The following is an 11,624-nucleotide window of genomic DNA, read 5'->3' on the forward strand; positions in this document are numbered from 1 at the left end:
GCTACGCCACCCACCAACAGAACTAAACCAATAGTTAGGGCAGGAATTCTTTTTACCAAAGGCTTGCTAGATTTTGTTTTGTTATCTGCTGTGTATTCCATAGCTACTAAAATGTTTTGTTATTTAACTAAACTGTTTAGTTCAGATGTTGCTATACTAAACTAAACTGACTAGTTTTGCAATATTTCTTTTGGCAATAGAAAATAAAAGTATGACTAAAATTGACCCCAAGATTTCCGAACGAACTAAATCAGAAGCCAAAAGCGTAGCTATTTTAGAAGGAGCAATGAAAGAGTTTCTCAAACATGGCTATGCTGCCACTAGCATGGACAAAGTAGCAAAGTCAGCAGGAGTTTCTTAAGCGACGGTATACAGTCATTTTGGCGATAAAGAAAACTTGTTTAATGCCTTAATCCAGAATTTGGTCAAAGATAAATTTCAGACAGTAATGGGGTTGGATTCACCTCAATCATTAGAACAAGATCCTAAAGTAGTATTATCGGCAATGGCAACCAAAATGCTAGCCAATGCTCAAAGCGATCGCTCCTTGCAAAACTTTATGCGAATTATTATTGGCGAGTCGGGACGTTTCCCAGAACTTGCCAAGGCTTATGTCAATAATGTAGCTAAACCGACAATTGAAGTTTTGACTAGATATTTTCAATCTCATCCCACCCTAAAATTAACAGATCCAGAAGCTACGGTGAGAGTGATGATGGGAACTATGGTCTATTTTGTAATCTTACAAGAAATGATGCACGGTAAAGATATTGTGCCATTGGAAGGCGATCGCGTTATTGAAACCTTGACTAATTTAATTACATCAGAAAATAGGTTTTGATCTGCTTGGCAGTAATTATCATAAAAGAGGGTTTATAGGTTATGGGTTATAGGTAAAAAAAAAGGCAGCCTCAGATCGAGACTTGCCCTCAAAAGATAATTTTACTTAAATGATTGGGATATTTAAAAGCTAATAGCTACGAGCGATCGCTCGTTTACATCATACCCATACCACCCATTCCAGGCATACCGCCCATGCCGCCCATGCCGCCCATACCGCCAGGCATACCGCCACCAGCGGGCATTGCAGGTTCGGGTTCGGGTTTCTCTACCACTAGAGCTTCAGTGGTCAATACCATACCTGCGATCGAAGAAGAATTTTGCACTGCCGAACGTACTACTTTAGCAGGATCGATAATACCACCCACAATCATGTCGCCAAATTCGTTAGTTAGAGCGTTATAACCAACCTTAAACTCGCTATCTCTAACTTTTTCGACGATTACAGAACCTTCAACCCCAGCATTGTTAGCTAATTGGCATAAAGGTGCTTCCAAAGCTTTAGCAAAAATGTCTGCTGCTACTTGTTCTTCGCCGTCTTCTAGCTGACTTTTGAATTCCACTAGCTTTTTAGACAAGTAAATTAAAGTAGTTCCACCACCAGGGACAATACCTTCGTCTACTGCTGCTTTGGTGGCATTTAGCGCGTCTTCAATGCGAAGTTTACGGTCTTTTAGTTCGGTTTCGGTTGCCGCACCAACTTTAATTACAGCAACGCCACCAGCTAATTTAGCGATGCGCTCTTGTAGTTTTTCTTTGTCGTAGTCAGAATCAGTTTCTGCTAGTTGTTTGCGGAGTTGTTCGACTCGTTTTTTGATGTCGTCGCTATTACCAGAACCAGAAACGATCGTGGTGTTTTCTTTATCGATGCCAATTTTCTCAGCAGTTCCTAACATACTCAAGTCTACGGTGTCTAGACTTAAGCCTACTTCTTCAGAAATTACTTGACCGCCAGTTAATACAGCAATATCTTGCAGCATTTGCTTGCGGCGATCGCCAAAACCAGGAGCTTTGATTGCCGCTACGTTAAGCACGCCACGAGCTTTGTTAACTACTAAAGTGGCTAGGGCTTCTCCTTCTAAATCTTCAGCAATAATTAGTAGGGGTTTGCTTTCGCGAGCGACTTTTTCGAGAACGGGAACTAAGTCGGCGATCGCGCTAATTTTTTTGTCGGTAATTAAAACTAGAGCGTTATCAAATTCTACTACCTGTCTTTCTTGATCGGTAACAAAATAAGGAGAAACAAAACCGCGATCGATCTGCATTCCTTCTACTACATCTAGTTCTGTAGCCAAAGATTTAGATTCTTCAACGGTAATTACTCCATCTTTGGTGACTTTAGCCATAGCTTCGGAAATCATTTTACCGACCTCCTCGTCATTACCAGCAGATACCGTTGCTACTTGAGCGATCGCATCTCCCGCTACGGGTTGAGAGATAGTGGCAATCTCTTGCACCAAAAAACTAGTAGCTTTTTCTAAACCTTTTTTCAATGCTACAGGATTAGCTCCTGCTGCAACATTTTTTAAACCTTCTTTGATTAATGCTTGAGCGATTACTGTTGCAGTAGTAGTACCATCCCCAGCATTATCTTTAGTTTTCGATGCGACTTCTTGAATTAGTCTTGCACCAGTATTTTCGAGAGGATCTTCTAAATCAATTTCTTTGGCGACAGTGATTCCATCATTGACAATTTGAGGCGCGCCAAACTGTTTTTCTAATAAAACATTACGACCTTTAGGGCCAAGAGTTATTTTTACAGCATCAGCCAGGGCGTTTACCCCTTTTTCTAATGCTCGTCTCGACTCTTCATTAAACGAAACGATTTTCGCCATAGGATTTTATTCTTTTAGTTCCGCTATACACATCATTTGCAAATTTAGCACTCTTTAGGGGAGACTGCTAAATTATATTATCTAAATTTTTAAATTATTTCGTCTTGTAGTGATAACCGAAGCTTCGCTAAATTTGTTGGCTCAATATAAAAGCAGCATAATTATTACCGCTACAAAAACAATGACAGAGATCGCCACAAAATAACGCATCTGATTGAGTTGATTTTCTAGCTTGTGGATTGCTTGCTTGCTACCTGCAAATATGGTGTTTATGTATCTCTGCTGTTCTAGATTGCGATTATCTATTTGAATATCGATTTCTTGAGGGTTAGGAATTGAATTACTAAACCTTTTGGTAGCAACATCAATTCCACTTTGCAATTGATTGCTTACTCGATCCTGAAAAATTTCTAATCCATGACGAAAATCTTTTTTTAAGTTGTTTATTTGTAGCTCTAACTCTTGAGATAATTCTTTTCTTTGAGCTTCATTTCTAGCAGTAATTTTTTCTTCTAAAGCTACAATCGATTGAGTATATTTATGTTCTAATTCTGATAAAGTTTTGGCTGCGTCTTCTTTCTCTTGGATTAGATGAGAAAGTAATTTTTCAAAAAGTCCTGGCCCTAGTTGAAAATAGCCCCTTTGAACCGCACGAATGGTATCGGCAATTTCTTGAGTTGAAGTATTTTTTAACAGATATCCTCTTGCCCCTGCTTCGACAGCTGCATTAATATTAGCTTTATCATCATGGCTGCTCAGGATAATTACTCTGGTATCGGGAAAACGCTGACTAATTATTTTAGTAACGGTTAAACCATCCATTTCAGGCATTTCTAGATCGACAATCATAATATCAGTCGCTTTTTGTTCGATTTGAGCTAAAGCTTCCGCACCAGTAGTTGCTTTACCAATAACTTCAAAGTCAGATTCAGCTTCTAGAATAGCTTGTAATGCTTGTCTGGTAAAATTTTGGTCGTCTACTATTAGTATTTTAATCATAAAAGTTTATTTAACTAGAAATGACAAGATATTGTTATTAAATACTGTTATTTATTATTTAAGGGATATAAAGTAGCAAATCTACTATTTTTCAGGTTTGTGATTGATTTTGGATTATTTTTTTGAAAAAGTTTTAACTAATTCAACAAGACAATTTTATTAATAGTTATATCTAGGTCGGATATTGGCACAATCTCGAAAATTTATAAAGTTTTAGCAAATCAAATAGGTTTTTATTGATATTTAAAAATTTTATGATGTTGAATTTTATTAAAATAAATTAATTATTTTATAATTTAAGGGGGTGGTGCGATCGCGAAAGATGAAGCAAGTCTATCTGTTGAAAAAATCAACTCTTAGTATTACTAACAAAATTTTATCTAGCAAATAAAATGCTAGGCTTGCACATCAATAGATATCTTACAGGAAATTGTTCGCTCTAATCTGATAATATAGATGTTACACTATCTACTTTAAAAGCTCATTTTAAGCCATTGTAACAAGTTTTGAATAGTGAAATATTTGTTAGGATATATCAGTATTAAAGAGTGTAAGTATATTAATTGCTGATAGCCAATTGAATCTAACTATTACAACCAATTATGCTAGTCAGATTTTATTGAGTTTCAACTGATTTATAAATTACTCGATTGCGACCTTTGAGTTTAGAATCGTACAAGGCATTATCAGCGGCAGCGATCAGAGTGTGAGGAGAAGAACGAATATCGGGAATAATACTCGATACTCCCAAACTCAGACTAACTATGTTGCTAATTTCTGATGCGCTATGAAGTATTTTTAAGTCTTTTATTTGTTGATGAATTTCTTCTGCGACTTTAATCGCACCTTGTCCTTCTGTATAAGGTAAAACTACAGCAAACTCTTCTCCTCCATAACGGAATGCCACATCTGCTGCACGTTTGACTGCCCGTTCTATTCCTTGAGCAACTTCATAAAGACAATTGTCTCCTGCTTGATGTCCATAAGTATCGTTATAGGCTTTGAAATAATCTACATCGCATAAAATTAGGGATAAATATTCTCTTTCTCTGGCACATCTAGACCATTCTTGAGTAATGTATTCATCAAAACGACGGCGATTGGCTATGTTTGTCAAACTATCGATATTTGCTTGGTAAGTCAGTCGTAAATTGGCTTTTTTGAGAGTGATTTCAATTTGCTTGCGATCGCTAATGTCGCGAAAAGTCATTGCAAAACCATCTCCGAGCTTTACCGCTACAATATGAAACCAGAGTTTGAGAGAACCGCGATCGTAGTAATATTCTTTTTCTAAAACCGTACAGGTTTCTACAACTTGAACGAATAGCTCGAATAAACCATCAAATAGATGACTAGAAGAAGTTTCAACAAATAATCTTTTTCCCGTTAGAGTTTGGGTAGTTTCACCTACAGTCATAGCTGCCACTGGATTAGCAATTAACCAGCGAAAATCCACAATTTTGTTTTGGCGATCGCGAATAGCTTCAAAAGCAGCTACTCCGTCTAAAGAACTATTTAAAACTCCTGTCAACAATGCCCTAGATTGGTTTAATTCTCGTTCTGCTATTTCTCGTTCCGTTATTTCTCGATTGAGAATTGCTCTGAATTGATGCTTTTGATGGATAATATTTAGCTGTGTTTTGATGCGAAAAATTACTTCTTCAACAAAAAAGGGTTTGGTAATATAATCTACGCCACCAATTTTAAAAGCCTCTACTTTATCAAATTCAGAATCTAAACCACTAAGAAATATAATTGGTATGTGTTGAGTTTCAGCCTGAGATTTCAAGACACGACAGACTTGATAGCCATCCATAACGGGCAACATGATATCAAGCAAAATTAGATCTGGGGTTTGTTTCTTAACCATTGATAGAGCCATTTTGCCATCAGTGGCGGAATTAACATGATATCCTCGATCTTCTAATAAAGATGATAAAAGTCTTACATTTTCGGGCAGATCGTCTACTATCAGTATGTATTCTTGAAAGTTTTTTTGATACTTAATATTCATCTACCACTACTAGGTAATGATTATTTTTTAAACCTAAATCAGTAGCTGTAGTCAATTAAATATTTTTGGTCTACAAATATAATTAGACATTTAATATTAGTTATGTCTCAGACAAACTAGAGAATTGTAATGATAAGCTAAAAATTTGCTGGAGTAATTATGGATGTATTTTTGACATTTAATGATGTTTTGGGTTGGTTGTTTGCCCTCTTTCAATAGCCAACATTTTTTGGCTCGATAAATTTGGCAATGGTTGGCAATAGATGTCACAGTTATATCATCTATTTTTATAGCTGCAAAGATGTTATGACTCAAAGCCCAAACAAGTTTAATGACAATTGCTTGATTTTCTCAAGACTCGATCGATATGCTTTAGTTTTACATAAATTTAGCCCCCAACTCCAAGAATTTCCTGAAGCCAGAGGCTATTACTTCGGATAAAATTATATCTTTACTATTTTGAATATCTCAGTCAAATAGCAAGGTGGATTAAACTTTACAAACAGTGACGAGATGCTAACTTTTCTACTATAGCTTGAGTTTCTTGTAACATTTTTTGTCTGCTACTATTAATATCCGTACTATCAAGCTGAGGAACTAGATTTCGAGCTTGAAGAGCCATATGTAATTGTAGCTGCGCTACGTATTCGCTAATATCTTCCCTGATAAATTCTGATGTTTGGTTTGTAGGTTGGATATTCAAAGTACGAGACCTCTATAATACTGTGTTTAAATTGTCTTTGGCTTTTTTCCTGTAGACAAAAATAACATAGATATTCGCTATTTTGTATAGCTTTTGACAACTTTAAAACATTTTGCAATATTCTCGATTAACTTTTTTGACGTTGTGACTTATGCTCAAAATTTTATGTTAGAGAATTATTGATCAGTAAGATAGAAAAATATGACAATTTAAGCTGGGGATATTGTTGAAGATTGTGATAAATTTTTTGGTCGGGAAATGTTGCCTTTTCTACAACCCAACTGGATGTCAGCAAGTTTCGCCTTTGTAAAATCTGCCACACCGATTGATATACCGAGCTAACTTTTAACAAAACGATTATTTCTGCCCAATTGAGAACCCTTTCCAATTCTTCAACTGAATAAAGTGCGGGAAGCACTACTAGTTTTTCTCTTTCTATTGTTAGGGGCATTTGTAAAATAGAAGCGATCGCCATGGGAGACGATACTCCAGGGATATACTCAATTTTGACATCGGAATGTAATTCTTTTAATGTTTGGGCTAGATAAGTAAAAGTACTATAAAAACTGATATCCCCCAAACAAGCAAAACTAACATTCATGCCTTGCTCTAAATACTGCCATACTTTTGCAGCTGCTTTCTGCCAAGCTTGTTGGAGTTTTCCTCGATCTTGAAGGTAGGGAAAATCTAAAGGAATGAGTAATTGGTCTGGTTTGAGCCAATCAGAAATAATACTTTGAGCTACTCCAGGATTATGATTAGTACCAGAAGGAAAGGCGATCGCATCACTTTGCTGTAAAATACGCAGTCCTTTGACTGTGATTAGTTCTGGATCTCCCGTGCCAACACTAACTCCGTATAGTATACCTGTATTCACTATTGCACAATAGACTGTTGTTTGAGAACAGTTATCACTATATAGCGATTCTCGGTTTTGTGGAGTAGATTAATCTTGGTTGATAGTTGTGATTTCACTTAAATAAAAACACCTAGATCTTTTTAAAATTTTTTTTTAATGAAAGTAAAATTACTGATTTTAAAATTTTTTTTTGCTTCTAAATTATTAATTAAAAGTTAGCTTGCATATTTGAAAAGAGAGGTTATATTAGTATCCGTAATTAGGTATTGTGTTCGAGGAAAAATCAAGAAATAAATTGTTATTTGAATTCAAATAATTAATTTTCAGAGGGATACGACTTGTCTCATCTGAGGAGTATTGATTCTCTCTATTAATTAGTCAATTATTATCAATTCAAATATCCTCTTGTGTTACTTTCATTATTTTTATTCTTAAATATATAGTTTCAATAATAAGGATGAGAGGTATTAAACTCATAAAATGTTGAATCAAAATTCTCAATTTTTAGAACAGACCAATACTTTAGATGGAGTAGAAGCTGAAGTATGGCGGGGAATCAAATTGGAACAGGAGAATAAGTTAAGCGAAGCGGTAGACCATTATCGCCAAGCGGTAGAGTTGAATTCCCAATCGGCAGTAGCGCATCATATTCTGGCGATCGCTCTTAAAAAACAAGGTAATTTGATAGAAGCAGATCGCTATCATCAATTAGCATTAGCTTTGGGTTACAATAATAATGAAAAAGAAGGCGAATCAACTAACCACAATTTAAACCAAATTAGCCAACAAAGTAGTTCTATTCGTCTGGCACGATCCAATTCCGCAGTTGTATTACCTCAACTAACAACAATTACCCCTGGAACTTATGTTGAAAACGAGCGATTAGAAGTAACTAAAATATATTTACAACAAGCTCAATTATATTATAACGATCGCCAGTGGCAAAAAAGTATCAATGCTTGCGAAGAAGCTTTAAAAAATTGTCCCGATTTACCCGAAATATATAAAATATATGGTAATTGTTTGCAGCAATTGGGCAAAGAAGCCGAAGCGATGGGATACTATGCCAAAGCTGTAGCTAAAAATCCTTATTTTGCCGAAGTTTATGCCAATATAGGTAGTCTTTATGCCAAACAAAGCAATTGGCAAGAAGCAATTAACTATTATCAAAAAGCGTTAGAAATTCAACCAAAATTTGCTAAAGTTTGCCTTCACCTTTCTCGGGCTTGGGAAAAAATGGGCGAAGACGATCGCGCTCTCCATTGTCTATTACATGGCTTGAAACTACAGCCAGATATTTTAACCGCACCCCAGCTTGTGCAATTGGGAGAAGAACTTTTAGCTGAGGGGAAATTAGAATTAGCAATTACCTGCTATGAATATGCGATTAAAATCGAGCCTCAATCGAAAGAACTTTATCTCAAATTAATTAAAGTTTTAGAAGAAGACGGTCAATGGCAAAAAGTTGCTACCTATTACCAGCAAGTAGTTAAATTACAAGATAATAATTTTTCTCCTTCTGACAACTCAAAAAAACTCAGAATTAATAATTTACTAACCCAAAAAACTAATAATAATAGTCATACTAAATTATTACCTCCTAGTGAATCTAGCAGCAATAAATCAGTACAAAGTACTGAAGCAATCGTTAAACATCAAAATGTATTAGAAACAGACAATTTAGTAGAACGCTACTTAGAAGAGCTCAAAAAACAACCAAATTCTCCTGAAATTCGCTTGAATCTGGGTAATCTCTTTGCTCGCAAACAACAATGGCAGCAGGCAATTGCTAACTATCAACAAGCAATTAAACTCAAGCCAGATTTAGTTACGGCTCATCTCAGATTGGGAAAAATTTATGGCATTGTTGGCAAAACTACGGCAGGAGCAGAATCAATTTTCCGTGCATATACTATACAGCCAGATATTGCTACTCCAGAACAACATTATAAACTAGGAGAGTTTTGGCTCAAACAAGAGCGATTGAAAGTAGCAATGGCTTGTTATCGTCGAGCGATTCAATTAAAGCCAGGTTTTCAAGCTGCTTACAGCAGACTAAAAGATCTAATTGATTGGGAAAAACAACAACAAATACCCGATACCAAAGAATCAAAACAATCTCAAATGGCTGTTATTCCCCAAACAAAAATAGAACCAAATAGTGCTTCTAGTTCTTTAGTCACACAATCTCCATTAGATGAAAATTCGCAAAAATATCAAATATATTTTGATATGGCAGTAGCAGCAGAAAAAGAATCAAAAATAGAATTAGCCCTTCAATGCTACCAGCAAGCAATTAACCATAATCCTCACCATAAAGAAGCTTATTATGCTGTAGGAAAGTTCCTCAGTCAAAAGCAACAATGGGATGATGTAATCAAGTTATATCAGCAAGCTATTAAATATAATTCTCAAGAGTTTTCTTACCATCACAATCTAGGTAATGCCTATTACGAAACTCAACAATGGCACGAAGCAATTTCTTCTTTTCAAAGTTCCATTGCTTTAAATAATAAGTTTTCTTGGTCTTACTTTAAATTGGGAGAAGCTTCAATGGAGTTGAAGCAGTGGCAATTAGCAGCGGATGCTTTTAATAATTCTATTGAATTAAAGTCAGATTTTGATTGGGCGCATCACAAATTAGGAGATGTTGCTTATCAACTGAAAGATTGGGATACGGCAGTTAAATCTTATCAAAATGCTCTGAAAATTACTCCTGATTTACCTAAAACCAAAGAAAAGCTGACTGATGCTTTAAGGCAACGCTCTCAAGCAGATAAAGTCTTAGCTGAAAACTTTTATAACAAGGCGATCGAAGTTAATCCCCATGATGAATCTTTATACTTCAAAGCTCTAGAAGTGAAACCAGATAATCCAGATCATTATATTAAGCTGGCTCAGATTTATGAATCCAAAGGAAAGATGAATGTAGCTCTTTCTTTTTACAAAATTGCCTTACAAATCAATCCCAACGATCCCGCAGTTCGAGCAAAATTAAAAGCTTTGGAATTGTAACTATCTAATTTGTCCGTCTACTCTTTATCTCTAATTTTTACGATCGAATACAACCATGAGTACAGCGATTGAAGTTTTATCCAGTTCTCAAAGGGGTCTGGAAAATATAGCTCAACATGAGGAAATAACCCCCATTAAAACTCAATTTCCTTTCGTTAGTGTTGTCATCCCAGTTTATAACGGTGAAAAGTATATTTGTGCTGCGATCGATAGTATTTTAGCGCAAACCTATGGCAACTATGAAATTATTGTGATTGATGATGGTTCGACTGACGATACTCGCGATCGCTTGAATGCTTACCAAGACAAAATCCGTTATGTCTATCAAGCCAATGAGGGATCGGCATCCGCCAGAAATCTGGGTATTCAGATAGCCAAAGGGGAATTAATTGCTTTTTTAGATGCAGATGATTATTGGGTGACACCTCATAAATTAGCCAAACAAATCGCCTGTTTTCATGAGACTTCCGATCTGGGCTGTGTCAATACAGGGTGGCATATTATTGACGATCGCAATCGACGGATTAAAACAGTTCAACCTTGGCACAAAGCACCCGATTTAGATCTTAAAACATGGTTGAAGGAAAAATGCGTTCGTACTAGTGCCATGATGTTTCATCGTGCCTGGTTGGAAAAAGTGGGTGGATTTGATGCAGAATTAAAACAATCCCATGATGTAGATCTCATTTTACGACTTTCTTTAGCAGGTTGTCGCACCATATGGCTAAAGGAAGAAACAGTATGTTATCGACAGCACGAGGCTAATACTACTGGCAACAATCTCCGACAAGCCCAGTGCGTACAAAAAGTTCTAGATAAATTTTTTGCCAATCAAAATTTACCCAATGATATTTTAGCCCTCGAATCTGAAGTTAAATATAACACCTTGGTTTGGCTTGCTTGGTATCAATACAGAGCCAAAGATTTCGATAAGATGTCCGAGTTATTATCTAAATCTTTGCCCATTAGCCCTTATTTACGAATAGAAAATATTGCTCATTGGCTGGGTAGCTTTGAAAGATATTCTCGCGAGAGGGGGGAAAAATTTAATGGTGTACTGCTGACTAAGTCTTTTCAATGGCAAGAATTAATCAATAGCGTATTAGAAATTAAGAATTTAGCTCAAAATAATACTGCTTTTAGTTCGTTGAATCAGCCAACAGTTTCGGCTAACTCTTCTACTTTATCGGTCAAAGAGCCAACAGTACCTGCAAAATGTCAAGATTACGAGCAACAAGGAGATTTATTTTTTGCTCAAAAAAATTGGCATAAAGCAAGTCTTAGCTATGTTGCAGCCTTAAAAATCAAACCAGATCGCTTTCCTCTCTATGAAAAAATAGCTGAAATTCTGAAAGCAAA

Annotated in this window: 10 protein-coding genes; 5 read left to right on the forward strand and 5 right to left on the reverse strand. The window is 36.0% G+C overall.

The window, feature by feature from the left end; translation table 11 throughout:
* The first annotated feature begins 211 nt into the window (after positions 1-211).
* Both AC33VI_RS07440 and AC33VI_RS07445 read left to right on the forward strand, forming a co-directional pair.
* Positions 212-361, forward strand: a complete 150-nt coding sequence (locus AC33VI_RS07440) for a TetR/AcrR family transcriptional regulator (protein ID WP_491781633.1) — start codon at positions 212-214, stop codon at positions 359-361.
* A 60-nt stretch (positions 362-421) separates the two neighbouring features.
* Entirely contained in the window at positions 422-841 is a 420-nt protein-coding gene (locus AC33VI_RS07445) for a TetR/AcrR family transcriptional regulator C-terminal domain-containing protein (RefSeq protein ID WP_491781634.1), read from the forward strand.
* A 154-nt stretch (positions 842-995) separates the two neighbouring features.
* Here the strand turns inward: AC33VI_RS07445 and groL are convergent, their stop codons facing one another.
* The 3 genes from groL to AC33VI_RS07460 form a co-directional block, all read right to left on the reverse strand.
* Positions 996-2,675, reverse strand: coding sequence for a chaperonin GroEL (gene groL, locus AC33VI_RS07450; RefSeq protein ID WP_491781635.1), 1,680 nt, complete (start codon positions 2,673-2,675; stop codon positions 996-998).
* A 141-nt stretch (positions 2,676-2,816) separates the two neighbouring features.
* Positions 2,817-3,674 (reverse strand): response regulator, encoded by an 858-nt coding sequence (locus tag AC33VI_RS07455; protein WP_491781636.1) that lies wholly within the window; start codon positions 3,672-3,674, stop codon positions 2,817-2,819.
* Between the two features lie 616 nt (positions 3,675-4,290).
* Entirely contained in the window at positions 4,291-5,688 is a 1,398-nt protein-coding gene (locus AC33VI_RS07460; RefSeq protein ID WP_491781637.1) for a diguanylate cyclase domain-containing protein, read from the reverse strand.
* A gap of 306 nt (positions 5,689-5,994) precedes the next feature.
* On the opposite strand from AC33VI_RS07460, the gene AC33VI_RS07465 reads away from it, so the two are divergent.
* Complete coding sequence (locus AC33VI_RS07465) at positions 5,995-6,129, forward strand: hypothetical protein (RefSeq protein ID WP_491781638.1); 135 nt, start codon at positions 5,995-5,997, stop codon at positions 6,127-6,129.
* Positions 6,130-6,184: 55 nt separating this feature from the next.
* Here AC33VI_RS07465 and AC33VI_RS07470 read toward each other — a convergent pair whose 3' ends face one another.
* Both AC33VI_RS07470 and AC33VI_RS07475 read right to left on the reverse strand, forming a co-directional pair.
* A complete protein-coding gene (locus AC33VI_RS07470) occupies positions 6,185-6,391 on the reverse strand; it encodes a hypothetical protein (RefSeq protein ID WP_491781639.1) in 207 nt (68 codons plus the stop codon).
* A 163-nt stretch (positions 6,392-6,554) separates the two neighbouring features.
* Positions 6,555-7,268: a precorrin-2 C(20)-methyltransferase gene (locus AC33VI_RS07475; protein WP_491781640.1), complete on the reverse strand. Its 714-nt coding sequence runs from the start codon at positions 7,266-7,268 to the stop codon at positions 6,555-6,557.
* 462 nt (positions 7,269-7,730) lie between these two features.
* Between AC33VI_RS07475 and AC33VI_RS07480 the strand changes: the two genes are divergently transcribed.
* Both AC33VI_RS07480 and AC33VI_RS07485 read left to right on the forward strand, forming a co-directional pair.
* The gene (locus tag AC33VI_RS07480; protein ID WP_491781641.1) at positions 7,731-10,265 is read left to right on the forward strand and encodes a tetratricopeptide repeat protein; all 2,535 of its coding nucleotides are present in this window, start codon (positions 7,731-7,733) and stop codon (positions 10,263-10,265) included.
* Positions 10,266-10,320: 55 nt separating this feature from the next.
* The coding region (locus tag AC33VI_RS07485; RefSeq protein WP_491781642.1) for a glycosyltransferase family 2 protein at positions 10,321-11,624 on the forward strand (1,304 nt) is incomplete at its 3' end.

It is taken from the genome of Waterburya sp., from assembly GCF_058530065.1.